This window comes from Entomomonas sp. E2T0 (assembly GCF_025985425.1).
Lineage (GTDB): Bacteria > Pseudomonadota > Gammaproteobacteria > Pseudomonadales > Pseudomonadaceae > Entomomonas.
The window spans coordinates 2041734-2066762 of record NZ_CP094972.1; the positions used below are offsets into that span (position 1 = coordinate 2041734).

At 36.6% G+C, this 25029-nt stretch carries 25 protein-coding genes and 1 other RNA gene; 17 read left to right on the forward strand and 9 right to left on the reverse strand.

Annotated elements, in window-relative coordinates:
* Window positions 1–13: 13 nt before the first annotated feature.
* From pilW to MTZ49_RS09880, 12 genes are all read left to right on the forward strand, one after another.
* Window positions 14–802, forward strand: coding sequence for a type IV pilus biogenesis/stability protein PilW (pilW, locus tag MTZ49_RS09825; RefSeq protein WP_264745379.1), 789 nt, complete (start codon window positions 14–16; stop codon window positions 800–802).
* Entirely contained in the window at window positions 799–1758 is a 960-nt protein-coding gene (locus MTZ49_RS09830; RefSeq protein ID WP_264745380.1) for a helix-turn-helix domain-containing protein, read from the forward strand. Before pilW ends, MTZ49_RS09830 begins: the two co-directional genes overlap by 4 nt.
* Window positions 1759–1768: 10 nt before the next feature.
* Window positions 1769–2881, forward strand: a complete 1113-nt coding sequence (gene ispG / locus MTZ49_RS09835) for a flavodoxin-dependent (E)-4-hydroxy-3-methylbut-2-enyl-diphosphate synthase (RefSeq protein WP_264745381.1) — start codon at window positions 1769–1771, stop codon at window positions 2879–2881.
* A gap of 64 nt (window positions 2882–2945) precedes the next feature.
* Entirely contained in the window at window positions 2946–4226 is a 1281-nt protein-coding gene (gene hisS, locus MTZ49_RS09840) for a histidine--tRNA ligase (RefSeq protein ID WP_264745382.1), read from the forward strand.
* 27 nt (window positions 4227–4253) lie between these two features.
* Window positions 4254–4904 (forward strand): YfgM family protein, encoded by a 651-nt coding sequence (locus tag MTZ49_RS09845; protein WP_264745383.1) that lies wholly within the window; start codon window positions 4254–4256, stop codon window positions 4902–4904.
* Between the two features lie 2 nt (window positions 4905–4906).
* Window positions 4907–6043, forward strand: a complete 1137-nt coding sequence (bamB, locus tag MTZ49_RS09850) for an outer membrane protein assembly factor BamB (RefSeq protein WP_264745384.1) — start codon at window positions 4907–4909, stop codon at window positions 6041–6043.
* 102 nt (window positions 6044–6145) lie between these two features.
* A complete protein-coding gene (gene der / locus MTZ49_RS09855) occupies window positions 6146–7621 on the forward strand; it encodes a ribosome biogenesis GTPase Der (RefSeq protein ID WP_264747867.1) in 1476 nt (491 codons plus the stop codon).
* Between the two features lie 42 nt (window positions 7622–7663).
* Window positions 7664–8983, forward strand: coding sequence for a toxin-antitoxin system YwqK family antitoxin (locus tag MTZ49_RS09860; protein WP_264745385.1), 1320 nt, complete (start codon window positions 7664–7666; stop codon window positions 8981–8983).
* 230 nt (window positions 8984–9213) lie between these two features.
* Window positions 9214–9600: a YgiW/YdeI family stress tolerance OB fold protein gene (locus MTZ49_RS09865; protein ID WP_264745386.1), complete on the forward strand. Its 387-nt coding sequence runs from the start codon at window positions 9214–9216 to the stop codon at window positions 9598–9600.
* 149 nt (window positions 9601–9749) lie between these two features.
* The gene (locus MTZ49_RS09870; protein ID WP_264745387.1) at window positions 9750–10412 is read left to right on the forward strand and encodes a response regulator; all 663 of its coding nucleotides are present in this window, start codon (window positions 9750–9752) and stop codon (window positions 10410–10412) included.
* Window positions 10409–11764, forward strand: a complete 1356-nt coding sequence (gene qseC / locus MTZ49_RS09875) for a quorum sensing histidine kinase QseC (protein WP_264745388.1) — start codon at window positions 10409–10411, stop codon at window positions 11762–11764. Before MTZ49_RS09870 ends, qseC begins: the two co-directional genes overlap by 4 nt.
* A gap of 125 nt (window positions 11765–11889) precedes the next feature.
* On the forward strand, window positions 11890–12519 hold the full coding sequence (locus MTZ49_RS09880) for a histidine phosphatase family protein (protein WP_264745389.1): 630 nt from the start codon (window positions 11890–11892) through the stop codon (window positions 12517–12519).
* A 215-nt stretch (window positions 12520–12734) separates the two neighbouring features.
* Here MTZ49_RS09880 and MTZ49_RS09885 read toward each other — a convergent pair whose 3' ends face one another.
* From MTZ49_RS09885 to MTZ49_RS09900, 4 genes are all read right to left on the reverse strand, one after another.
* On the reverse strand, window positions 12735–13229 hold the full coding sequence (locus MTZ49_RS09885; protein ID WP_264745390.1) for an AAA family ATPase: 495 nt from the start codon (window positions 13227–13229) through the stop codon (window positions 12735–12737).
* A 34-nt stretch (window positions 13230–13263) separates the two neighbouring features.
* Complete coding sequence (locus MTZ49_RS09890) at window positions 13264–13869, reverse strand: 5-formyltetrahydrofolate cyclo-ligase (protein WP_264745391.1); 606 nt, start codon at window positions 13867–13869, stop codon at window positions 13264–13266.
* Between the two features lie 22 nt (window positions 13870–13891).
* Window positions 13892–14068, reverse strand: a non-coding RNA gene (ssrS, locus tag MTZ49_RS09895) — 6S RNA.
* A gap of 112 nt (window positions 14069–14180) precedes the next feature.
* On the reverse strand, window positions 14181–14423 hold the full coding sequence (locus MTZ49_RS09900; RefSeq protein ID WP_264745392.1) for a cell division protein ZapA: 243 nt from the start codon (window positions 14421–14423) through the stop codon (window positions 14181–14183).
* 415 nt (window positions 14424–14838) lie between these two features.
* Here MTZ49_RS09900 and MTZ49_RS09905 point away from each other — a divergent pair, with 415 nt between their 5' ends.
* The 4 genes from MTZ49_RS09905 to MTZ49_RS09920 all read left to right on the forward strand — a co-directional run bounded on the left by MTZ49_RS09905 (window position 14839) and on the right by MTZ49_RS09920 (window position 18715).
* Window positions 14839–15399 (forward strand): UPF0149 family protein, encoded by a 561-nt coding sequence (locus tag MTZ49_RS09905; protein WP_264745393.1) that lies wholly within the window; start codon window positions 14839–14841, stop codon window positions 15397–15399.
* A gap of 14 nt (window positions 15400–15413) precedes the next feature.
* The gene (gene pepP, locus MTZ49_RS09910; RefSeq protein WP_264745394.1) at window positions 15414–16730 is read left to right on the forward strand and encodes a Xaa-Pro aminopeptidase; all 1317 of its coding nucleotides are present in this window, start codon (window positions 15414–15416) and stop codon (window positions 16728–16730) included.
* Window positions 16731–16757: 27 nt separating this feature from the next.
* On the forward strand, window positions 16758–17945 hold the full coding sequence (ubiH, locus tag MTZ49_RS09915) for a 2-octaprenyl-6-methoxyphenyl hydroxylase (protein ID WP_264745395.1): 1188 nt from the start codon (window positions 16758–16760) through the stop codon (window positions 17943–17945).
* 167 nt (window positions 17946–18112) lie between these two features.
* A complete protein-coding gene (locus tag MTZ49_RS09920; RefSeq protein ID WP_264745396.1) occupies window positions 18113–18715 on the forward strand; it encodes a hypothetical protein in 603 nt (200 codons plus the stop codon).
* A gap of 163 nt (window positions 18716–18878) precedes the next feature.
* Here the strand turns inward: MTZ49_RS09920 and MTZ49_RS09925 are convergent, their stop codons facing one another.
* From MTZ49_RS09925 to MTZ49_RS09945, 5 genes are all read right to left on the reverse strand, one after another.
* On the reverse strand, window positions 18879–19313 hold the full coding sequence (locus MTZ49_RS09925; protein ID WP_264745397.1) for a hypothetical protein: 435 nt from the start codon (window positions 19311–19313) through the stop codon (window positions 18879–18881).
* A complete protein-coding gene (locus MTZ49_RS09930) occupies window positions 19300–19725 on the reverse strand; it encodes a DUF3301 domain-containing protein (protein ID WP_264745398.1) in 426 nt (141 codons plus the stop codon). The genes MTZ49_RS09925 and MTZ49_RS09930 overlap by 14 nt, the downstream gene beginning before the upstream one ends.
* A gap of 9 nt (window positions 19726–19734) precedes the next feature.
* Window positions 19735–20322, reverse strand: a complete 588-nt coding sequence (locus MTZ49_RS09935; protein WP_264745399.1) for a YqaA family protein — start codon at window positions 20320–20322, stop codon at window positions 19735–19737.
* 139 nt (window positions 20323–20461) lie between these two features.
* Window positions 20462–22282 (reverse strand): YbaL family putative K(+) efflux transporter, encoded by a 1821-nt coding sequence (gene ybaL, locus MTZ49_RS09940; RefSeq protein ID WP_264745400.1) that lies wholly within the window; start codon window positions 22280–22282, stop codon window positions 20462–20464.
* Window positions 22283–22453: 171 nt separating this feature from the next.
* Window positions 22454–22945, reverse strand: a complete 492-nt coding sequence (locus MTZ49_RS09945; protein WP_264745401.1) for an acyl-CoA thioesterase — start codon at window positions 22943–22945, stop codon at window positions 22454–22456.
* A 204-nt stretch (window positions 22946–23149) separates the two neighbouring features.
* On the opposite strand from MTZ49_RS09945, the gene MTZ49_RS09950 reads away from it, so the two are divergent.
* Window positions 23150–24862 carry a cation:proton antiporter gene (locus MTZ49_RS09950; RefSeq protein ID WP_264747868.1) on the forward strand — a complete coding sequence of 571 codons (1713 nt, stop codon included), beginning with the start codon at window positions 23150–23152 and terminating at the stop codon, window positions 24860–24862.
* Window positions 24863–25029 lie beyond the last annotated feature (167 nt).

Below are 25029 nucleotides of genomic sequence, written 5' to 3' on the forward strand. Positions count from 1 at the left end.
AGGAACAAAAGCAATGCAGATATTTAATAGATTATTAAAAATATTATTACTTACTATTAGTTGTTTAATAATTGCTGCTTGTGTGACAGAGTTTGATGGTAAAAAAGGGACATTACAAACAGAAAAAGGGCGTACAGAAGCAATACAGGCTTATATTGATTTGGCTGTTGGTTATGTAAGAGAGGGACAAACAGAACAGGCAAAACAACCCTTATTAGATGCCTTAAAGTTAGACTCATCAAGTGTTGATGCTAATGCTACTATGGCCTATATATTCCAGCTTGAAAAAGACCCTATACATGCTGAGGAGTATTTTAAGAAAGCATTATCATCAGAGCCTGATAGTGCAAGAGTTTTAAATAATTATGGTGTGTTTTTATTTCAACAAAATCGTTTGCCAGAAGCTAAACAAGTTTTTTTAAAGGCTTCGCAAGATAATTTCTATTCTGGTCGTTCTATGATCTTTGAGAATTTAGGTCTTATCTCTGTACAGCAACAAGATTGGAAGACAGCAGAGGATTATTTTCAGCGTGCTTTACGTTTAAATAGAGACCGTGTTGTATCTATTTTATCATTAGCAAATGTATATTATATGCAAGGTGATTATGCCAATGCATCACGTTACTATAATGGATTTGTAGCTACTGTTGAAGGAAGACAAAGTCCTCAAAGCTTATTATTAGGTATCCGTTTATCTAATGCACTTAATGATAAAGTTAAAGCGGCTAATTATGCATCCCAGCTTGAACAGTTATATCCAAGTTCTGCTGAATATAGAGAATATAAGGCAGGTCGTAAATGAATACTGAAATAACAGATACTATCGACAAAGAGATACAAAAGCCTGGCTCAATCTTAAAAATTGAGCGTGAGAAGAAAGGTCTGACAACAAAACAAATTGCGTTAGCGTTAAATTTACCTGATCGATTTATCCAGTATGTAGAAACAGCTGACTATGATAAGTTACCTGGGTTGACGTTTGCCCGTGGATATATTCGTAACTATGCTAAATACCTTGAGTTAGATAATTCAGAAGAATTGGTTAAATTGTTTGATAACCAAACAGAGGGTAATGTACCAGAAAATAAAACACTTGATTTTAAACAAATTAAACAATTAAAGCAGATTTCCAATAGTATCTATTGGCTTATCAGTTTTGTGGTATGTATTGTTCTTGCCGGCATAGTATTTCTTATTTGGCAAAATTATGTGGCTTCGAAAGAAAGTGCTATTAGTACGGCTCCTATTATTATAGAGCCAACACATAGTGCTGCTAATACCAATGATTCATCCGTGGCAACTATTCCACTGACGACTAATAGTGATTTAACTAATACAGAAAGTAATGATCATAATCAACAAGTACAAGGCATCCCTTTAACAGAAATTAGAAATACAACAACAGGGAATGAAAATATAGCTACTGTTGAGCAGACTTCAGAACCTGTGAGCTTATCTACTAATAATACAACTCAGCAAAGTACAGAAGTAACACAACCTATTTCGACTGTTAAACCAGGAGAAGGGCGTGTACAAGCTAGTTTTAAATCAAATTGTTGGGTTACTTTGACAGATGCTACAGGCAAGGTGCTTATTAATAAATTATATACAGCTAATACTAATTTAGATATTGCAGGTAAAGCACCCCTTGAAATAGTGTTAGGTGCGCCTAATGCTACAACATTAACTTATAATGGACAACAAGTTACTATTGATGCTAAACCTGGTTCAACCCACCGTATTAAACTTGGTCAATAAGTAGTTTCTCATGAATACCTCATCACCAATTAAGCGTCGTGTTTCCAGAAAAATTTATGTAGGTAATGTACCTGTTGGTGGTGATGCACCTATCAGTGTACAAAGTATGACCAATACTGAGACCTGTGATGTGGTAGCCACAGTGGCGCAGATTCAACAGCTTGAAAAAGCGGGTGCTGATATCGTTCGCGTTTCTGTGCCTAGTATGGAAGCAGCAGAAGCGTTTGGAGAAATTAAAAAGCAAGTAAAAGTACCTTTAGTCGCTGATATTCATTTTGATTATACGATTGCATTAAGGGTAGCAGAGCTTGGTGTAGACTGCTTACGTATTAACCCAGGTAATATAGGTAGGGAAGATCGTGTTAAAGCAGTGGTTGATGCGGCTAAAGATAAAAATATTCCTATTCGTATAGGTGTTAATGCAGGGTCACTGGAAAAAGATTTACAAAAAAAGTATGGTGAACCTACACCAGAAGCATTGGTGGAATCAGCATTACGCCATATTGACTATTTAGATAAATTAGATTTTCAAAATTTTAAAGTCAGTGTTAAAGCCTCAGATGTATTTATGGCGGTGAGTGCTTATCGCTTATTAGCGAAACAAATTGAGCAACCCTTACATCTAGGGATTACCGAAGCAGGTGGTTTACGTTCTGGTACGGTTAAATCAGCAGTCGGATTAGGTATTCTATTAGCAGAGGGTATTGGTGATACGCTACGAATTTCATTAGCGGCTGACCCTGTGGAAGAAGTAAAAGTAGGCTTTGATTTATTAAAGTCACTCAAATTGCGTTCCCGTGGTATTAATTTTATTGCCTGTCCAAGCTGTTCAAGACAAAATTTTGATGTGGTGAAAACCATGAATGAACTGGAAACACGATTGGATGATTTGTTAGTACCTATGGATGTAGCAGTTATTGGTTGTGTGGTAAATGGGCCAGGTGAAGCCAAAGAGGCTGATTTAGGTTTAGCAGGTGGTTCACCGAATAATTTAGTGTATGTGGATGGTAAACCTGCGCAAAAATTATCTAATGATCATTTTATTGATGAACTAGAACGTTTAATTAGAGAAAAAGCTAAACAAAAACTAGCAGAGCAAGCAGCTATTATTGCGCGTAGTTAATATAAGTTATTAGTATAAACTAAATAGCCTAATCATAGGCAAGTAGTTTTAAGGAAATTATAGAGTGACAGAAGCATTACAAGGTATCACTGGAATGAATGATATATTGCCAGAGCAAACACCGCTATGGCAATATTTTGAAGATACAGTGGCTGACTTACTCAATAGTTATGGTTATAAACAAATCCGTACACCCATTATGGAGTATACAGGGTTATTTAAACGCTCTATTGGCGAAGTAACAGATATTGTTGAAAAAGAAATGTACACCCTTGATAAAGAGGATGGCAAGTCTTATACACTACGCCCTGAAAATACAGCGGCTGTTGTACGTTCAATGATTGAACATGGGCTAGCTCACGCAGGTCGTGTCCAAAAACTTTGGTATTGTGGACCGATGTTCCGTCGTGAGCGTCCTCAAAAAGGCCGCTATCGTCAATTTCACCAAATTGGTGCTGAAGTTTTTAACTTAACAGGGCCAGATATTGATGCAGAGTTGATTGCTCTAACATGGCGTTTATGGAAAATTTTAGGTATTGAACAGGTTATTACCCTTGAGTTAAACAGTTTAGGTAGTTTAGAGGCACGTAATACCTATAAGCAAGCCCTAGTAGACTATTTAATAAATCACAAAGACCAGTTAGATGAAGACAGTAAACGTCGTTTAACCACTAATCCTTTAAGAATATTAGATAGTAAAATAGAAAAGACCAAAGCTATTTTAGTGAATGCACCAAAATTTACTGATTATATAGATGCAGATTCTGCAGAGCATTTTAAAGGATTAACTGATCGTCTAGATGCGTTAGCTATTCCCTATATCATCAATACTAATTTAGTCCGTGGTTTAGACTATTACAACAAAACAGTATTTGAATGGACAACTACTGAGTTAGGTGCGCAAGGCACAGTATGTGGTGGTGGCCGTTATGATGGGCTGTTTGAACAAATTGGTGGTAGAGCTACTTGTGGTGTTGGTTTTGCCATGGGAGTGGAACGATTAATTCTTTTATTAGAAAAATTAGGTAAAATACCCACTACTTTAAACCAACTAGATATTTACTTGGTCGCTGTTGGTGAAGGTACAGATATAGCTGCACTAACATTAGCAGAACAGCTACGTGATCAACAACCTCAATTAAAGTTGCAGGTTAATGCAGGTGGTGGTAATTTTAAAAACCAGCTTAAAAAGGCTGATAATAGTGGTGCCCGTTATGCACTTATTTTAGGTGGTGACGAGTTAAAGCAACAAACAGTATTATGTAAATCATTGCGTGATGACTCACCACAGCAAACAATCAGTTGGTCTGATTTAGCTAATCATCTTAACAATATATTGAACTAAGTTATTAAATAATAGGAGTAGCCAATAGTGTCTACACAAACTGAACAAGAACAGATAGAAGAGTTAAAAAATTTCTGGACAGAATATGGTAAACCTATTTTCATTGGTATATTGTTAGCAATTACGGTGGTAGCGGTATGGAAGTTTTGGGAAAACCGCCAATTAACCAATAAAATGAAAGAAGCACAGAACTATCAGATGCTTGTAATAGCTATGTCGCAACCAATAGAGCAAGTAAAGGAAGCAGATGTGGCATCAATTGCTGACCAATTACAACAAGTGAATCCTAATAGTTACTATGCGCAATATGCTAAATTTTATTTAGCTAAAGTAGCTGCTCATCAGGGCAAATTAGAAGATGCGGCTAAGTCATTACAAGTAGTACTTGATAAACCTGCTGATAAAGTATTGGAAGAACTAGCTAGACAGCGTTTAGCGCAAGTGTTAGCAGCCCAAGATAAAATCGATGAAGCGTTAAAATTATTAGATGCTCCTGTTGCAAAAGCTTTTACCGCTAGTCGTCAAGAACTTAAAGGTGACTTGTTATTAAAACAAGGTAATACTGAACAGGCTCGTACTGCTTATCAAGAGGCTTTAACCGCAGCAGAAACTGCAAAGTCAGCCAATGTAGTTATTATTAAGTTAAAGCTTAATGATCTTGCCAAAGAGGGTGCGTAATAATGTGGCGCAAATTACTAACCATTTGCTCAGTTGTCTTAGTATTAAGCGCTTGTAGCAGTGGCCCTAAAGAGTTACCACCAGCCAAATTAGTAAAATTTAATCCAGAAATTAACTTAAGCGTATCTTGGTCGCGTTCTATTGGTGATGGTCAAGGTGATCTCTATAATCGTTTAGCACCTGCTATAGACGGTAGCATAATTTATGCTGCCGATGCTGAAGGCGTTGTTATGGCGATGGATCGTTTTAATGGCAAAGTTAAATGGAAGAAAAAATTAAAACTACCTGTTTCAGGTGGCGTATCAGCTAACAATGGCGTTGTGTTATTAGGTACTTTAAAGGGTGAAGTGATTGCTCTTGACAGTAGCACAGGCGATGTTAGATGGAAAGGTCAGGTTAATAGTGAAATATTATCGGCTCCCGTTACTAATGGTAATGAAGTAGTTGTACAAACAGCTGCCGATACTTTATTTGGTTTTGATATTGTAACCGGTAACCAATTATGGCGTTACGATAACTATCCCGCTATTTTAACCCTACGTGGAAGTAGTACTCCTGTTATTACGCAAGACATAGCAGTGTTTGGATTATCAACCGGTCAGGTTGTTGCTTTAGATGTTAAACAAGGTATTCCATTATGGGGACAAGTTATTGCTATCCCTAAAGGACGTTCCGAATTAGAACGTATGGTGGATATTGATGGTAAATTATTAGTATCAGGTAGCACTCTTTACGTTGTAACCTATCAAGGTCAAATGGCTGCGTTAGAACTAACAACAGGCCGTATTTTATGGCAACGCATGGCATCTAGCTATACAGGTGTAGGGCAAAACGCTGGCACTGCTTTCTTAAGTTTAGCAGATGGTACTGTGCAAGCGATTGATGAACGTAACTCAAGCGAATTATGGGCTAATACACAATTAGCACGTCGTCAATTATCAGGTCCTGCTACTTTTTATAATTATGTGGCAGTAGGTGATTTTGAAGGTTATTTACATTTAATGAGTCAGCTCGACGGTCATTTTGTGGCACGTCGCAAAATAGATGGTGATGGTGTTCGTGTACAACCATTAGTAGTAGACAATATAATGTATGTATATGGTAATGGTGGTAAATTAGTTGCCTTAACAATTAAATAACTACTATTCGTTATTATGTAGCCGTTACCTGTGCGTATGCAAGGAGCGGCTTTTGTGTTTTATTTAGAAGCGAGTGTGCTTCTTATCCAGTGGAGACCTAATATGGTTCCTGTGCTTGCCCTAGTAGGCCGTCCAAACGTTGGTAAATCAACTTTATTTAACCGTCTTACCAAGTCGCGTAGTGCTATTGTGGCAGAGTATGCAGGCTTAACCCGTGATCGCCAATATGGTGAAGCTCATTGGCATGGTAAACCCTATATTGTTATTGATACAGGTGGTTTATCAGGTGAAGAACTAGGTATTGATGCCAAAATGGCACAACAATCATTGCTAGCTATTGAAGAAGCAGATGTTGTGTTATTTATGGTTGATGCCAAAGATGGTTTAACGGGTGGTGATCAGTTAATTATGGATCACCTACGTAAACGTAATAAAAAAACCTACTTAGTAGTTAATAAAATAGATGCAGTGAATGCCGATTATGTGCAGGCAGAGTTTAGTCCACTAGGTTTTGAAGCTATTCTTGCAATTGCTGCTGCGCATGGTCGTGGTATTAACCCAATGTTAGAAACTATTTTGACGGAAATGCTTGCCAATAGTGATTCTGAAGAGATTGATGACATTGTTACAGACGTTGCAGAAACAGAAGAAACACCTCGTGTACCAGGCCCTAGTGAAAAAGATGGGATTAAGATAGCAATTATTGGTCGTCCTAATGTGGGTAAATCTACCTTAGTTAATCGAATGTTAGGAGAAGAGCGGGTTGTAGTATTTGACCAAGCAGGTACTACCCGAGACAGTATTTATATTCCCTTTACCCGAGATGAAGAAAAATATACCTTTATTGATACCGCAGGGGTAAGAAGACGCGGAAAAATTTTTGAGGCTGTTGAAAAATTCTCAGTGATTAAAACCTTACAAGCTATCCAAGACGCCAATGTAGTGATCTTTGTAATGGATGCTAGAGAGGGTGTAGTTGAGCATGACCTTAACTTATTAGGCTTCGTATTAGAAACAGGTCGTGCCTTAGTAATTGCCCTTAATAAATGGGATGGAATGGAAGCATCTGAACGTGAATACCTTAAAACAGAGCTACAGCGCCGTTTAATGTTTGTTAACTTTGCTGATATTCATTTTATTTCTGCATTACATGGTACTGGGGTTGGGCATCTCTATAAATCCGTACAAACTGCTTTTGCTTCGGCTGTTACCCGTTGGCCTACCAGTAAACTAACGCGAATTTTAGAAGATGCTGTACAGGAGCATCAACCACCTTTAGTAAATGGTCGCCGTATTAAATTACGTTATGCGCATCTAGGGGGAGCAAATCCACCATTAATTGTAATTCATGGTAATCAGGTAGAAAAAGTACCTAAGGCTTATAGTCGTTATTTAGAAAATACTTTTAGAAGAGCCTTAAAGCTAGTAGGTACGCCGATTCGTATTGAATACAAAGGCAGTGCTAACCCTTATGAACATAAGAAAAACACACTGACAGAACGACAAGTGAATAAAAAACGTCGTTTAATGAGCCACCATAAAAAAGCAGAGAAAAAGCGTAAGGATAAAAAACGTTGAGTTAGTGTCATAGTAAGTAGTGAATGTATTCGGGGAATGATTATGGAAATATTTAAGAAATTTGTTTTAGGATTAGGTCTAACACTATTAATACTACCTACTATAGTTACTGCACAGGTACAGGTAGAGCAAGCTGCAAAACCTATAAGTAGTCCCCTAAAAGAAAATACTATCATTGGTTATTTTGATGAAGAAGGTAACCTTGTTGATACTAAAGAGCAGAGTAAATATTATCGTAAGCTACTAAAAATAGAAGAAAATAATACCTATATAATACAAGATTTTTATACGGCTTCTGATAAAAAACAAGTTGATGCTACAAGTTTTACTAATGTTAAAAATCTAAACTCTTTTATCGCAGATGAGATGGGTGAAATAGATGGACATTATGTTCAATGGTATGAAAATGGCCAAATGGAAATGGAATCTCATTATAACAAGGGTGTATTAGAAGGCATTGCTACTGTATGGTATGAGTCAGGACAAAAGAAATCTGAAGTTAATTATAAAAATAATAAAATGGATGGTTCTTTTAGAACATGGTATGACAATGGTCAATTAGAATCAGAAACTACTTTTGTGAAAGGCGAGATAGAGGGACCTGCAAAAATTTGGTATTTATCAGGTAAACCGAAAATGCAAGCAACCTACAAAGATAACCAAGTTGAAGGTCTAGCTATTAAGTGGTATGAAAATGGTAATAAAATGGAAGAATACCGTTATCAAGATAATAGATTAGAGGGCGTTGTGACTAGATGGTTTGAAGATGGCCAAAAAAGCTTTGAAGCAACCTATAAAAATAATCAAATAGATGGCTTACAAGTTTCTTGGTTAAAAGAAGATAACCAATTACTAAAGCAAGAAATTCAATATAAAGAGGGTGTTATTAATGGTTCAATTATCCGTTATTTCCCTTCAGGTCAGAAACAGCTAGAACGTTATGCTAAAGACGGTAAATTAGATGGTGTTTCTTATGTATGGTATGCCAATGGTCAGAAAAAATTAGAAGTTATTTATGAGAATGACAAAAAGAATGGTGACTCTACTGAGTGGTATCAAAATGGTCATAAAAAGGTAGCTGGCTTGTTTAAGGCAGATAGGAAAGAAGGGCTATGGAATAGCTGGTATATTAATGGCCAGTTAGAAAAAAAGTGTGGCTTCTTATCAAATTATCCTACGTTTTGTGAGTCTTGGTATGACAATGGTGAAAGAAGATCAGAAGGTAGTTATATTGCAGGTAAAAAAGAAGGTATTTGGAAAAGATGGCATGTTAATGGAATACAAGAGTCAGAATGCCAATTTAGAAAAGGCATTCCTGTTAATTGTAAAATTTGGAATGAAAAAGGACAGTTAATTAACTAGTTATTATTAATAGGCTTACTTAATAATAAATTATTTAAGAAAATAAAAAAGTAAGCCTTATATCTCTACTCTATCAGCTTCTACAGTATTAATTTCTCATATTATTAACTATTGAAAAATTATTATTCTTTAATAATTCCTTAATAATGTTTTGTTCTAATGATCTCAACAGATAACGGGAATAACTCCTTTATCTATATAAAAATCAATTTTTATAAGAGAGAGTCAACATGAAAAAATATATATTAGCTACTTTATTGCTTGCTTCTAGTTCACTTGTTTTCGCGGATGGTTTTACAGGTGCTACTACACCAAATAGTGCAGGTGGATACACAGGTCCAGCGAATACATCAGCTAAATTAATGACAGTTAAACAAGCACAGTCTCTATCAGATGATAGTTATGTGACTTTAAGGGGTAATATTGTTCAGCATATCAGAGAAGATAAATATTCTTTCCAAGATAGTACCGGTAAAGTAGTTGTTGAGATAGATAATGATCTTTGGTACGGCTTAACAGTAGCACCTACTGACACTGTTGAAATCATTGGTGAAGTAGACAAAGATAGCCATTGGAGTAATGTTGAGATTGATGTTAAACGTATCAAGAAAATTTAGTTATTGTGATAGTTCCTCTTTTACTTTAGTTAATAATCTCTCAGCTGTGATAAGCCCCTATAATAGGGGCTTATCACAACCCTATATAATTATTATTTAATATAGGCTATTCTTACCAATGATTAATAATTTTTGATTGTTAAATAACTATGCGAATCTTACTGATTGAAGATGATAAATTAATAGGCGATGGTATTAAAGTAGGATTAACAGCGTATGGTTATTCTGTAGACTGGTTTACAGAAGGTTTACAAGGACAACAGGCGCTGTTAGTCGCTGACTACGATGCGGTGATTTTAGATCTTGGTTTACCCAACATAGATGGTATGCAAATTCTTTCTTATTGGCGTAAAAATGGTCGACAAGAACCTGTCATTATCTTGACTGCAAGAGATGCTATAGAACAACGGGTAACAGGGTTGCAATGTGGCGCTGATGATTATTTGTGTAAACCCTTTGCCTTAGAAGAGTTATCAGCTCGTTTACAAACCGTTATCAGGCGTACTCATGGGCAAAGCTCCTCAGAGTTGGTTTATGAAGATATTCGTCTTAATATTGCCAGTCGCCAAGTAACGCTTGAGAATCAATCAATCTCTTTAACCACTAAAGAAGTTAATATCTTAGAACTGTTTTTACTGAATCCTAATCGACTGTTATCTCGTGAGTTGTTACAAGAAAAACTCTACTCTTGGGATACGGATGTGAGCAGTAATACAGTGGATGTATATATCCATAACTTACGTAAAAAACTAGGTAATAAAATAATCAAAACAGTGTATGGTGCAGGTTATATTCTAGGAAATGAGCAATGAAAAGGCTCAGCTTAAAATTAAGATTTATTATCTATTTTTGTATTACTATTGTGATTACTTGGAGTATTGCAACAGGTATTACCTATGTACTATCAAGAAAAATATTAAAAGAAGTATTTGATAGCCAACAAGTTCTTTTTGCTAAACGTTTAGCCTCACTTAATCTAAATGAGCTTTTGCAAAATCATGATGAAAAGTCTGAAATAGTTGAAGTACATTCAAAAGCCATAAAACGTTTTGATTATGATGACGATGTTTTATCGTTTGCTGTTTTTAATCAATATGGAAAAATGATTCTGCATGATGATGAAGATGGAGAAGAGTTTATTTTTAATAATAAAGTTATGCAACAAACAGACCCCGTGTATATGGAGGACACTAAAGAATGGCGCATTATTTGGCTGAGAGCGCAGGATAATAAAACTATTATAGCGGTTGGCCAAGAAAATGAATATCGTGAAGAAATGGCCGAAAGGATGGCTATTTCACAAGCCTTACCTTGGCTTATTATGATTACTATTTTAATGGTAATAACCATTATTACTATTTCTCGTGAGCTTTTACCCTTAAATAAATTGGCCAAAGAATTACAACAAAGACAACCTGATGACTCAACCCAAATTGTAGATGAGGGTGCACCTAAAGAAATTAAACCTTTTATTGAGGCGCTTAATTCATTATTTAATAAAATTTCTGCGATGATTATTAGGGAAAGACGTTTTACAGAAAATGCTGCCCATGAGTTACGTTCGCCTTTAACGGCGTTAAGAATTCAGGCAGAAGTGGCACAGATTTCTTCCATTAATTCAGAGCAACAAAAAACAGCCCTTAATAATTTAATTACAGGTATCGATAGAGCGAGTCGCCTTATTGATCAACTACTTACATTATCTCGGTTAGATGCAGAATCAAAACTAACAGAGCAACAGCTTATTGATTGGCAAGGTTTAATTGCCTCTGAAATAGATTTATTAACCCCATTAGCTAATAAGAAAAATATTAGTATCCATTATCAACTGATTAATAAAAATACTCAGTGCAAAGGTAACTCTTTATTTGTTTCACTGTTGATTCGTAACTTAATTGATAATGCAATTAAATATTGTCCTGAAAATAGCCAAATTACCATTACAGAAAATAATAATATGATTACTATTGAGGATAATGGGCAGGGTGTTGATAATGAAACCTTAGCTAGATTGGGCGAACGTTTCTATAGACCAGCAGGGATGGATATAACAGGTAGTGGTCTTGGTATTTCTATTGTAAAACAAGTGGCTACATTACATCGATGGCATATCCACTTCTATTTGGTTAAGCCCAGTGGTTTAGGTATTAGAATTAGTAGCTGATAAATATATTCTTAGATTGTCATACTCCTGACATAAATGTTGTTTATGCTAATCGAAAATAAGACCAATGATGGGGTTTTATTTAAAAGCAGTAACTATTTTGTATAAACAATAACGGAGTTTTTATGACAATAAAAAAACTAACTTTGCCCCGTAAACCCTTTGTGTTTATGCGGCATGCACAAACAGACGCTAATTCAAAACATATGGTGTGCGGTAGTTTAGATATGTTGCTTGATACTACTGGTGTTAATCAAGCTATTGAAAGCGGTGAGCTATTGGGTAAATACCAATGGTCTTGTATTGCTATCAGTAGTTTAAGACGCACCCAAATGACGGCTGAATTAGCATTGCCAAATCAATCATTTACAGTCTTTCATGGGCTTAACGAACGCGACTGGGGACGTTTAGAGGGTACTCCTATCCCTGAACAAAGAGCATATTTTGCAACGCCTCCAAAGGGAGAAGCATGGGTTGACTTTGTGGAGCGTGTTAGTAATTCGCTAACAGAGATTTTAAATCACTATGACTTCCCACTGATTATTGCCCACTCTGGCGTATGGCGAGTGATTAAGTATTTACAAGGTGGCATGCCAGAAGGGCCTCGTATTAAAAATGCACAGCCTATGCTATTACAACCTGACCCAAATAATAAAGAACAATGGCTATCTGAAAAGTTTTTAACACAAGCCAAAGACAATATTAGAGTTGATTTAACCAAGGTGAGCTATGACCATAGTATGTACTACCATTAATAATAAGTCCTTTATTGAGGATATTTTTTATAGTACTAAAAGCTTACTAAAGCTTTTTTAGTGCTGTGTTTTTAAAGTTATTCATCAAGACCTCACAAAAAATCCAAATATCTCTCAATCCCGCTATTGGTAGCCGTGCAATATAACCGTTGCTATAGAACAACCTGTATTGGCCAAGCCTAAACACATTATCAGTAAAGACAGTAATGTAGCTGTTAAATGTGTTGTTGAATAAGGGCTACTGCTTGTTGTACAGAGGTGGTGGTAGTATCTATGGTGAGTTGCTTAGTTATCCATGGCTCATAGTAGCGATCACTAATTTTTTGCCAAGTGGGTAGTGTAAAGTTAGCGATATCAGTTATACGCGTTTCTGCCCGTTGTTGATGAATCGTTTTATCAGAGCAGATAATTTCTATTTCTAAATACTTGCTAGTTGCTGATTGAGCTGCATTACGCCATGCTTCTCTGGTGATATTGAATGGGTTAACTGAATCAGCAATCACTACATTGCCTAGTTTAAGATTTTCTGTTGCAAGACTATAACCTATACGGTAACCCATGTCTTCCATATCTTTGGGTATTTTACCTGTTAATGCTAAGGTTTGCTCTATAGTGTCAGCCCGTAAATAGGTGGCTTTTATTTGTTTAGCTAGTGTTTGGGCAATAGTTGTTTTACCTGTGGCGGGTAAACCTCCGAAAATAATTAGCATATTAGTTTCTCGTTATTTAATTTAACAATAAGTGTTAATGAGTATACCAACGATAATCCGTTACTACTGCTCGCACAGGAATATCCCAGCTATTTAATTGTAATTTATCTACTTTTTGGCATTCATGGGCTAAGCCTAACAAATAAGGTTTGTGCCAGCTTTTACGATTTTTTAAGTAACTAAGGTAGCGATCATAAAAACCACCTCCCATACCTAAACGCCCACCGTACTCATCAAATCCTACTAATGGCATTAAAATAAGGTCAAGTTTAACAGGATGAACTTGATGACTAAAATTAGCCACGGGCTGTTTAATGTTAAAGCGATTGAGTGTCCAGCGTGTCTCAGGGGTAATCCGTTGGAAAGCCATAGCAAACTTCGGCCAACGTTGTAAGATAGGGAGATAAATAGTCTTTTTATAACGTTGTGCTGCTTTTAGTAGCAGATTAGGGTCTATTTCTCCATCATTGGCTAAATAAAGGCCAATATGTTGTGCTTTTCCAAATAAAGGGTGATGAATAATTTGTTTATAAAGATTTTTGGCAGCTATTTTCTGTTGTAATGGAGTAAGCGCACGCCTACGGTTGCGTAGTAATCGGCGTAGAGCTTGTGGGGAAAGAGTAGCGGCCGTAATTGTCATAAGGATTAGGCTTAATAAAGATAGAGCTCCAAAGATGCCGTTATTGGGTTAGCCCTTGAACCCTGAAGTTCAAGGTGGTGGCTACCGCAGACCTTTAGGCTTTCCGTGAAACGGACATGCACACCAGTCATTTGATAACCCCCGTTTAAAAGATTATCGGCTCAGGGACATCTCCAATTGACGAACATCCGAGGAGTTAATTTTATTATACGCTAATTAGCTCATCTGTAAACAACAATAAGCTATTGGTGATTAATGTCGCTATTGTATTGCAGTGCATTAAGCCTTTTTGAAAGCAAATATTTAGCGGTTTATAATAACTTTTGTTGAGCCCCTTTTTTGGATTTTTGCTCTAGTAACTCATAAGTAATATTAAGTGCAGCTGTTACTGCTATACGTTCGACACCAATGGCTTTACCACTCGCCCGAATTTCCCTCATCATTTTATCAAGATAGTCTGCTGCTTGTTGTAGCTCAAGGCGTTTATCTTCTGGGCAAGTCAGATGATATTCTTTATCTAAAATATGTACAGTCATTGTCTCTGGTTGTTTCATACATTTTATCCAATCAGGGGGAAGTGATTTTTAAACTACTGTTATACCAAGTTACTACAATATAGTCATTGTGTTAAGTAATTGCGGCTAATTATACAATTAAATACTAAGTTTGTTGGTTAAGATTGTTACTATAATAGTCCAATCATAAAAATAGTGAGTTGAGATAAATCGACTAAATCAAAATATAGTATTGTTTACAAGAAATAATCTGTAAATGAATAAATATATTGCTAATTATTAATTAACTGAGGCAGAGAGCAAGGTAGTGAATTTACTAAATGTAGATATTTTGTTATCCCTTATTAATAGGTATTACAGCTATTTTATAATATGCTTTAACTATTTTTAGAGGTTGGTTTATTAGTGCTAGGTTGTTACTATATAAACTATTTTTCAAGAGTTATTATCTGTTATGTCACAAACATTATCTTCTGCTTATACGGGTCTAGCAAAATTATTAACTGAAGCAGGGCATTTTATTACACCTGCTGAGTTACAGGGTACTCTTTGGGGACGGACAGTAGCGGGTGCTAATGGTCAATCTTCGCAATTGATGCAAGAACTCTCTTCATTTTTAGAAGAGGGTGAGTTAACAGAGGCTATTCAGCAAGCAATTACTGGTTTGCAAGAAATGGTTAATAAAGAGTTAACGGATGGTAGTGTTGCGGTCACTTTATTATTACCTGTTGATGATGAATCTTTAACTGATCGCTTAAACGCATTGACTGAATGGGCTAATGGCTTTTTATCAAGTTTTGGTATGGTCAAGCAAGCGGATAAATTACCTAAAGAAGTGTTAGAAATTTTAGAGGATTTAGCTTCTGTCTCTCAACTAGATACCAATATTGCTGCTGAAGATGAAGCTCGTAGTGAAGGTGATTATGCGGAGCTTGTTGAGTTTTTAAGGGTTGCGCCATTACTGGTTGCTACGGAACTTAAAAGTAAACCTACAATAGAACAGTCTGTGCATTAATAATAGGATGAATAATGATCACTATTCCTGCTGCTGAATATCAACAACGTCGTCACCAGTTATTATCCAAACTAGATGCCAATGGTATTGCAGTTATTGCTGCCGCACCTATTATAGAGCGTAATGAAGGCGTGGAATATCCCTATCGACAGGATAGTAACTTTCAATATTTAACAGGTTTTCCAGAGCCAGAAGCGTTATTGGTGTTGATTCCTAAACGAGCAGAAGGACAAGTGGTTTTATTCTGCCGTGATCGTGATCCTACTATGGAAGTATGGACAGGGATTAGGGCAGGGCAAGAAGGTGCTATTAAGCAATATGGTGTTGATCAAGCATTCTCTATTAATCAACTTGATGAGTTAATGCCTACTTTATTAGATGGTCGTAATAAGGTTTATTCGCTAATAGCCACTCAACAAAAAGTTCAGAAAAAACTAATGAAGTGGGTGGAAGTTGTTCGTAGTAGAGTAAGACAAGATGCTATAGCCCCTTGCACTTTTAAAGCATTAGAACCTATTTTACATGAAATGCGCTTGCATAAGAGTGAGGCAGAATTAGCAGTGATGCAATATGCCATGGATGTTTCAGCTAAAGCACATATTCGGGCTATGCAAGAAAGTAAAGCAGGGTTGTATGAGTATAGCCTAGATGCGGCTTTAGAATATGAGTTTCGTAAAGGTGGCGCTCGGTTAGTAGCTTATAACTCAATAGTAGCCAGCGGTGCTAATGCTTGTATTCTGCATTATCAAGAGAATAATGCTGAGTTAAAAGCAGGTGATTTAGTGATGATTGATGCGGGCTGTGAGATTGATTGCTATGCCAGTGATATTAGCCGTACTTTCCCTGTTACAGGCAAATTCTCAGCTGAGCAAAAAGCACTCTATGAAATAGTGTTAGCCGCTAATTTAGCAGCGATTGGTGAAGTAGCACCAGGTAAACCTTATCAGGCTCCCCATGATATAGCCGTTAAAGTAATCACTGAAGGATTAGTTGAGTTAGGAATTTTACAAGGAAATGTTGAAACATTGATTGCCAACAAAGCATATACTGAATTTTACATGCATAGTACTGGCCACTGGTTAGGACTCGATGTTCATGATGTGGGTGCCTATCGTATTAATAAGCAAAGTCGTCCTCTTGAGCCTGGTATGGTGTTAACCATTGAACCCGGTATTTATATTGCACCTGACAATACCAAGGTTGCAGAAAAATGGCGAGGCATAGGTATTCGTATTGAAGACAATGTCGTGGTTACTGAGCAAGGTCATCGCGTGATGACAGCGAATACACCAAAAACCATTGCAGAAATAGAGTCGTTAATGGCTTGTTAAAATTAAAGAATAGACTGGAGAAAAAACATGCAGCAAAACGATCTCGTCATTATTGGTGGAGGTTTAGTTGGTGCGAGTTTAGCATTATGTTTACAAGCAGCCGTGCGTGAACGTGGTTGGCGAGTAAAACTAATAGAACCTTACTCTATAGAAGGTAACTATCAGCCCAGTTATGATGCACGTTCTTCAGCTATTTCTTATGGTTCAAAACTTATTTATGAGCAATTAGGGATATGGGATGCTTTATCTAAACGAGCAGAACCTATCACCTTTATTCAAGTATCTGAACGTGGTCATGGTGTGACTGTTAATTTAGATACTAAGCAAGAAAATATTCCAGCTTTTGGTTATGTTATTGATAATGCATGGATTGGTAAATGTTTACTAGAAGCCTTAGATACTGAAGTGATTCATTGCCAATATGACACTGAGGTACGTAAATTAATACCACAACCAGATGGTTATGACGTGATATTGGATGATGACGAAAAATTATCTGCTAATCTGGTAGTGTTAGCCGATGGTGGACGTTCTGATTTACGTAATCAATTAGGGATTCATGTTAAGCGTACGCCTTATGGACAAACGGCGATTATTGCCAATGTAACACCAGGCTGTCGTCATATGGGACGTGCTTTTGAACGCTTTACCGATCAAGGCCCCATTGCGTTATTACCCTTAGCTGATAATAACTGTGCGCTAGTGCTTACTCGAGAGCATGAAGAAGCAGATAGATTATTAGCCTTATCTGATGAAGCGTTTTTAGTTGAACTACAAAAAGCTTTTGGTAATCGTATGGGAGAGTTTAAGCGTATTGGTGAGCGTCATAATTACCAGTTAGTGTTAAGCGAAGCACAAGAACAAGTAAGACCCCATTTAGTATTACTAGGTAACTCTGCACATGGTATGCACCCCGTGGCTGGGCAAGGTTATAATTTGTCATTGCGTGACACATGGGCATTAGCACAAGCCTTATTAAAATCAGATAAACCTTTAGGTGACTTTGCTACATTACAGCAGTATATGCAACGAAGAGAATGCGACCAACACCGTATTGTCGGTTTTTCTGATCAAGTCACTCGTTTATTCTCTAATAAACAACCTGTCCTAAAAATAGGTCGTCTGTTAGGCTTGGGTCTAGCTGGCGCTAATCTTGTTCCGCCTTTAAAACACTGGTTTATCTTACAAGCTATGGGCTTGGGCGTTCATCAGTAAGCTACTGTAAGCCCATTTGTAAGTGAATGTTTGTAATTAAATGTCATTAAAAATAGCTTCTTTGGGCTAATTATTACCTTAAGGTAGCATTAACGAGTGATGTGACTTGTTGTAATCTGATAAGTGAAAATTTAGTTTTTTATTTATTAGGTTTAAGGAGTTCTATTATGCGTTCATCTATGCTTTGTGCTTTGGCTTTAGCGGTAGCTAGTACAGCAACTCTTGCGCAAACTACCACTACTACCACAACTACTCGCGAAACTACCCCTGCTACAGTAGACCATGTTACCACTCAAACGACTCATACAACGACAGAGCATGTTGTAACAGAAACAGTTAAAGAAATCTCGGCAGGAGACAAAACTCAAATTGTAGCTAATGTGTTATGTCAGAATGTGCCACCTGTACAAAATCCTATAGCAGCCGTTAATGTATATAGCAATTATATCGATCAAGTATCAGAGCTATTTGCTAATAATTCACAAAATATGGCAAGTAATACCATAGGTATTAATAAAGATCATCAAATGACTTATACCTTATACTCACCTGTGAATATTGTGGGAATAGATTTTAATACAGTTAATATTAATAAATTGAAAGATCAAAATGGTAGTTACCATCAAATTACAGCAAGTAAGCCCTTAACATCAGCAGATCAAGGAGCTCTTGCCAGTATTCCACAAAATAATGATAATTTAACAGTTTCTACGGCTAATCAGAAATTAGAGATTATTTGTAATGTTAAAGTGCCAATGGTAGAAAATTAATATTTTATAGCTATTACGCTATATTTTTATACCTCGTTGAATGGCTTTGTCGTAATAATTGTACTGTCTTCAGCCATTCGCCTTGTCTAAAATTATATAGCAACAGCTATAGTTATAAAAAAACCGTCATATATTGACGGTTTTTTAGTTTTAGGAATAATGATTAATAAGGGCCACACCTAACATCAACTTCAGAAAAATCAAACAGCTTGGTATTATCATCTTTAGTAATGAGCAATTGTGCCCCTGTTACCATAGGACGGGCTTCTAGTCGATAGAAAGCACCAGCTTCAAATTCATAGTTGAAACTCATTAAACAAGTAATATAACCGTTATCTCGAAAGAAACCTGTTACCTCTGAAGTATCATATTGAAAACGTACAGCTAAGCGATGCTTTCCTGTAGGGACTTGAAAATAACGACCATCATTTACTCTGTTACGGTCTAAAGTGTCAGCCATAAGGCTTCTGCTTGGCTGGGCATACATTTCTACAATAGCTGTATCAGCAGTAGGTTGTGGAATAGGGGGTAAAGTACAAGCAGTTAGCAAGCTAGCAGAGAATAGTAAAGCTAAATAGTTAAAGTTAATCTTGCTCATGGGTATTTTTACGCTTTTTATAATCATCTAGGGTTAATATCGTAGGATGTGGCCTATTTTCAACGATACTGCCTTGTGTCTCCTCAGCTTGTTGAGGATTAAAGGGATAGGGTGGTAATTCAATATTACCCACATGATAACCAAATAGAGTAATAGTGCCTGTGTAACGTTGCTCACCTGTGACTGTAAATTCAAAGCTATAGATTCTCGCGAATCTAAGTTTACCATAACCATCGCGCTTAAATGTGATTGCTTTTAAAGCAACATAACCATCGAGTAAAGTTAGGTTAAGTTTTTCACAGTGTCGTTTAATACAGCGTAGCGCATAATCTCTTTGTCCATGAATACGCCACCACCACAATAAACCAATAGCAACAATAATGATAATGGTTAGTTCAAGAGGTGATAGCATAAGGTATCTCTAGTGAAATGCGTATTTTGCTAAATATAAACCACCAGCAACAATAAGAACAAGTGCAGTAAAGGCAAGTCCTAATCTTTTCTCAATCATTTGTTTAGCTTTAGGGCCTAGCCAGTAAAGCACACTACAAGTAATTAAAAAGCGTGTGCCCCGAGCAAAGGTACCAACCAGAACAAATACTAAGAAGTTTAGCTGAGTAATACCACTTAAAATTGTAATTACTTTATAAGGCAGGGGGGTGAAACCTCCACCTAGTAGTACCATCAACCAGCCAAGTTCATTAAATTTATCTTTGGCTGTTTCAAAGCTATCTTGTAAACCATAGAGATTGATAATCCACTGGCCTACAGTATCCATAAGGAACATACCGATTAAATAGCCGAAAATACCACCAACCGCAGAGCTAATTGTACAAATAAAGAAATAGCGCCACGTTTTTTTACGATTGGCCATAATCATTGGCGCTAAGATTACATCAGGTGGAATAGGGAAGAATGAACTTTCTGCAAAACTAACTCCAGCTAATGCCCATTCTGAGCGAGGATGCTCAGCAAGCCGCATAGTCCACTCATATAAACGACGTAACATCTAAAAGGTTTTCCTTAATGGAAGTGATAAACTGGCTAATTCTACTAAATTCTATAATTAGAATGTTAGCTTTTTAATATTAAAAAGTATGTTGTAGAGCAAAGGGCTATTATTTATTTAACCCCTTGCTTCGATGATGTTAGATACTGACTTGTTGATCTGATACTGATTTAAGTAAACGTGACTCCATTAGACGAGCAATTTCTCGCTCACCAATAACCACAAAATCAGAACCATGTTCTTCTAAGTGAATTTGTTCAGCTTCAGTTTGAGCACGTGCCATAATATCTATTATCGCGTTACAGGTTCTAGCATGCTCAACAATTTGACCAGCTTCAAAGCCGTTAGGAATAGCGATTAGTAACCACTGTGCTTGTTCTATATTAGCGCGTTGTAATATATTGATGTTAGCAGCATTACCTTCAACCACTGTATAGCCAAGTTCTCTTGCAGCATCTACACGTATATGGGCATCTTCAATAATAACAAAAGGCACCCCTTTTTCATGTAAATATTGGCTCGTTAGCACACCAACACGACCATAACCAACAATAATGGCATGTTGAGTTTCTGTTATAGGCTGAATATCATCACTTTCTTCTTCATCTATTGTTACCTGTGGTGCTGATTCTGGAATTTGTTCAGTAGTTACAGTGGCAGCTACATCTGTTGTTTCAGCAGGAGTAGTTGCAACAGCCTCTTTCTTGTCTGCTGTAGCATAGAAACGATCTAATAATACAAATAATATAGGGTTAATCAAAATAGATAAAATAGCACCTGCTAATATTAGATTATAACCTTCTTGAGGAAGTATGTGATAAGTTATCCCTAAGCCAGCAAGGATAAAGGAGAACTCACCAATTTGTGCCAAGCTAGCAGAGATAGTAAGGGCTGTATGAGTAGGCTTACCAAAAGCTTTCACAATTAGGAAAGCAGCAATAGATTTACCAATAACAATAATTAGTAAAGTGGCCAGTACCATAATAGGTTGTTCAACCAACACTTTAGGGTCAAATAACATACCTACTGATACAAAGAATAATACGGCAAAAGCATCACGGAAAGGTAAAGAGTCTTCAGCTGCTCTATGGCTGAGCTCTGATTCATTAAGTACCATCCCAGCAAAGAAAGCACCTAGCGCAAACGACACACCAAAGAGCTCAGATGAGCCATAGGCTATGCCCATAGCTATAGCGAGTACTGATAAGGTAAATAACTCTCTTGAGCCCATACCTGCTATGCGTTCTAATACCCAAGGAATTACTTTTCTACCAACGATAATCATTAAGGCAATAAAGGCAGCTACTTTACCTAGGGTTATTAATAGCTGCATAGCAATCCCCATTTGTGCAGGGGCTGTATCGGCTACAGCAGTAATAGCAACATCGGCTAAATCTTTACTGTTGGCGGCTTCAGTAGCAACATCTCCAACAGAGCCACCTAGCATGCCAGCAAGTGCAGGTAATAATACAAGGGCCAGTACCATTACAAGGTCTTCTACGATTAACCAACCTACAGCTATTTTACCGCGACGACTATCAATGAGTTGTCTTGATTCTAAAGCACGTAATAACACCACGGTACTGGCAACAGACAATGCTAAACCGAATATTAAGCCTGTACCAAAGTTCCAACCAATTAGCCAAGCTAATCCCATGCCCATTAGGGTTGCTAGTGTAATTTGCGCAATAGCACCGGGAATAGCAATGTTTTTAACTGACATTAGGTCTTTAAGGGAGAAATGTAGACCAACACCAAACATTAGCAAAATTACACCAATTTCTGAAATTTCGTGGGAGAGGTGGCCATCTGCCACAAAGAATGGTGTATAAGGGCCGACACAGATGCCAGCAATAAGATAGCCCACTAGGGGAGAGATTCTTAAACGATGGGCAATAGCTCCCAAAATAAGCGCTAAAACAAAACCAACAGAAATGGTGGCTATTAACGGTGTTTCCATAAATTCTCCCTTTTATAATAAAAAACAACCAGTGAGTTAGTAAAAACTACTTCACTAGAGTAAACGAATAGAGTTATTAGTATTTTGTGTGAAGTTATAAAATTAACTTATTTTATAACAAGATTCTATAGTTAAATACTATAGAATAATATTTATTTTCTTTGCATTATATTACGATGAATACTCTTTTTTCATATTTTCGTACTGTTGTTCGAGATTTTGTCGAATTTCACGTCTTTGCTTAGCTTGATGGAAACGTCTAATACCATCTTTGGTAGAAGGAGTTAGTGGTGGGACTTTACAAGGCTTACCATCATCACCAATAGCAACCATGGTAAAAAAACAACTATTGGTGTGACGTACACTTTTTTGCTTAATATTTTCAGTAACAACTTTTATGCCTATTTCCATAGAGGTATTACCTGTATAGTTAACTGAAGCAAGAAAGTGTACTAATTCACCAACATGGATAGGTGCACGAAACATTACTTGATCCACTGAGAGAGTTACAGCATAAACACCAGCATAACGACTAGCACAGGCGTAAGCCACTTCATCCAACAGTTTTAGTAAGGTACCGCCATGAACATTACCTGTAAAATTCGCCATATCTGGAGTCATTAAGACGGACATAAACAGTTCTGAATTGTTTGGAATTTGCATAGTTAATTATTCTCGAATAAGCATATATCTAAATAGTTGTGAAATTAATACTAATAAATAGATACATTTAATAGCAATAAATTCACTTTTTCTATTAAAATGTGTTTTTACGATTTCTCTACAAATAACATAACCCAATTTTTATTTTTATAGGAGGCCATCTTGCACCACGCTACTAGTTTTCTCCAAGATTTGGCTATTCTTATGCTATTTGCAGGCGTAACGATTATTATTTTTACTCGATTAAAACAGCCTATTGTTCTAGGTTACATGGTAGCAGGCTTTCTTATAGGCCCTTATTTTATTAAGCCAGGCCTTATCAGTGATAGAGAAAGTATTGAAACATTATCCCAATTGGGGGTAATTTTTTTGATGTTCTGTTTAGGCTTAGAGTTTAGTATTCGACGATTATTCTCAGTAGGTGCCACAGCATTTACAGTGGCATTATTAGAAATTGTGGTAATGGTATGGTTAGGCCATGAAATTGGCCGTTTCTTTGGCTGGGGAAAAATGGACACCTTATTCTTAGGTGCATTATTAGCCATGTCTTCTACCACAATTATTGTTAAAGCATTAAATGACCTAAAAATGAAACATGAGCGATTCGCGCAATTAGTGTTTGGTGCGTTGATTGTGGAGGATATTTTAGGGATTGGTATTATTGCTTTACTCTCTGGTATTGCAACATCTGGCGGTGAGATTGATACTGCTAACGTGATGACAACCATTAGTAAGCTAGTGCTATTTATGGTGGTGTCCTTAGTGATAGGGATTATCATGGTACCACGTATACTCTCTTATATTGCACGCTTTCAAAGTGATGAAGTGATGCTGGTGAGTGTGCTAGGGATTTGCTTTGGTTTTTGTTTAGTGGTTATTTCTCTTGATTATAGCGTGGTGTTAGGTGCCTTCTTAGTGGGTGCCATTATGGCGGAATCCAGACAGTTAGCTCAAATAGAACGTATTATTGAACCAGTTCGTGACTTATTTAGTGCTATATTCTTTGTTACTATTGGTATGTTGATGGATCCCTCTATCCTCAAAACTTATTCGTTAGAAATTTTTGTTATTGCTGTAGCGGTAATTGTTGGTAAGTTTGTTTCTTGTGGGTTAGGTGCGTTTATTACAGGAAATGATGGTAAAACTTCATTAAGAGCAGGTATGGGATTATCGCAGATTGGTGAGTTCTCTTTTATTATTGCTGCATTAGGGATGAGTTTAGGCGTAACCAGTGATTTTCTATACTCTATCGTAGTGGCTGTATCAGTCATTACCACGTTAACAACACCTTATTCAATAAAATTGGCTGATCCATTATCAAGAGGGCTAGCTAAGATCATTCCCACACCTATTAGTAAAGTATTTACTGCTTATACACAATGGGTTGACCATATTCGCTTACATGGTGATAAAGCAGTGTTAGCAGGAATGATCCGTAAAATCATTATGCAAGTAGGTATTAATCTATCATTAGTGATCGCTATTTTCTTAGCTGTTGCTTATTTTGTAGGGCCTATTAGTGAATGGCTAGGTAATTGGGTTACAAAAGTTGATTATCGTAAAGCTATTATTTGCGGTGTTGCAATGATTTTATCATTACCTTTTTTAATCGCTGCCTATCGTAAATTAAAAGCGTTATCTATGTTATTGGCAGAGATGAGCCTGAAAGGCAGTAATATTAAACTACAACGAGTGATTGCTGAGGTGATTCCAGCCTTATCCATGATAGCTATTTTAGTACTACTGTCAGCATTATCTTCTACTATTTTACCTTCCCGTGAAACACTGATTATTGTGATAGCAGTTACTGCGGTTTTAACATTAATACTTTGGCGTTGGTTTGTAAAAATCCATTCTAGATTGCAAATAGCATTATTTGAAACCTTAGAAAATAATCAAGAAAACCATCATAAGTAGTTTATAAAAAAGACTGTAACTATTGCGCGATATTTTATACATTGTTGAATGACTTTGCTGTACTAGTTGTACTGTCTTCAGTCATTCACCCTGTCTAAAAATGCATAGAAATAGCTATAAAAAATAACTTATTGTTTATTTTTAACATTATAAATATTTTTTTGACA

What these genes read in the sequence shown, in the direction of transcription:
- pilW (WP_264745379.1), top strand. Translation starts at nt 14, where the DNA reads ATGCAGATATTTAATAGATTATTAAAAATATTATTACTTACTATTAGT.
- MTZ49_RS09830 (WP_264745380.1), top strand. Translation starts at nt 799, where the DNA reads ATGAATACTGAAATAACAGATACTATCGACAAAGAGATACAAAAGCCT.
- ispG (WP_264745381.1), top strand. Translation starts at nt 1,769, where the DNA reads ATGAATACCTCATCACCAATTAAGCGTCGTGTTTCCAGAAAAATTTAT.
- bamB (WP_264745384.1), top strand. Translation starts at nt 4,907, where the DNA reads ATGTGGCGCAAATTACTAACCATTTGCTCAGTTGTCTTAGTATTAAGC.
- der (WP_264747867.1), top strand. Translation starts at nt 6,146, where the DNA reads ATGGTTCCTGTGCTTGCCCTAGTAGGCCGTCCAAACGTTGGTAAATCA.
- MTZ49_RS09860 (WP_264745385.1), top strand. Translation starts at nt 7,664, where the DNA reads ATGGAAATATTTAAGAAATTTGTTTTAGGATTAGGTCTAACACTATTA.
- MTZ49_RS09865 (WP_264745386.1), top strand. Translation starts at nt 9,214, where the DNA reads ATGAAAAAATATATATTAGCTACTTTATTGCTTGCTTCTAGTTCACTT.
- MTZ49_RS09870 (WP_264745387.1), top strand. Translation starts at nt 9,750, where the DNA reads ATGCGAATCTTACTGATTGAAGATGATAAATTAATAGGCGATGGTATT.
- qseC (WP_264745388.1), top strand. Translation starts at nt 10,409, where the DNA reads ATGAAAAGGCTCAGCTTAAAATTAAGATTTATTATCTATTTTTGTATT.
- MTZ49_RS09880 (WP_264745389.1), top strand. Translation starts at nt 11,890, where the DNA reads ATGACAATAAAAAAACTAACTTTGCCCCGTAAACCCTTTGTGTTTATG.
- MTZ49_RS09885 (WP_264745390.1), bottom strand. Translation starts at nt 13,229, where the DNA reads ATGCTAATTATTTTCGGAGGTTTACCCGCCACAGGTAAAACAACTATT.
- MTZ49_RS09890 (WP_264745391.1), bottom strand. Translation starts at nt 13,869, where the DNA reads ATGACAATTACGGCCGCTACTCTTTCCCCACAAGCTCTACGCCGATTA.
- MTZ49_RS09900 (WP_264745392.1), bottom strand. Translation starts at nt 14,423, where the DNA reads ATGAAACAACCAGAGACAATGACTGTACATATTTTAGATAAAGAATAT.
- MTZ49_RS09905 (WP_264745393.1), top strand. Translation starts at nt 14,839, where the DNA reads ATGTCACAAACATTATCTTCTGCTTATACGGGTCTAGCAAAATTATTA.
- pepP (WP_264745394.1), top strand. Translation starts at nt 15,414, where the DNA reads ATGATCACTATTCCTGCTGCTGAATATCAACAACGTCGTCACCAGTTA.
- ubiH (WP_264745395.1), top strand. Translation starts at nt 16,758, where the DNA reads ATGCAGCAAAACGATCTCGTCATTATTGGTGGAGGTTTAGTTGGTGCG.
- MTZ49_RS09920 (WP_264745396.1), top strand. Translation starts at nt 18,113, where the DNA reads ATGCGTTCATCTATGCTTTGTGCTTTGGCTTTAGCGGTAGCTAGTACA.
- MTZ49_RS09925 (WP_264745397.1), bottom strand. Translation starts at nt 19,313, where the DNA reads ATGAGCAAGATTAACTTTAACTATTTAGCTTTACTATTCTCTGCTAGC.
- MTZ49_RS09930 (WP_264745398.1), bottom strand. Translation starts at nt 19,725, where the DNA reads ATGCTATCACCTCTTGAACTAACCATTATCATTATTGTTGCTATTGGT.
- MTZ49_RS09935 (WP_264745399.1), bottom strand. Translation starts at nt 20,322, where the DNA reads ATGTTACGTCGTTTATATGAGTGGACTATGCGGCTTGCTGAGCATCCT.
- ybaL (WP_264745400.1), bottom strand. Translation starts at nt 22,282, where the DNA reads ATGGAAACACCGTTAATAGCCACCATTTCTGTTGGTTTTGTTTTAGCG.
- MTZ49_RS09945 (WP_264745401.1), bottom strand. Translation starts at nt 22,945, where the DNA reads ATGCAAATTCCAAACAATTCAGAACTGTTTATGTCCGTCTTAATGACT.
- MTZ49_RS09950 (WP_264747868.1), top strand. Translation starts at nt 23,150, where the DNA reads ATGCTATTTGCAGGCGTAACGATTATTATTTTTACTCGATTAAAACAG.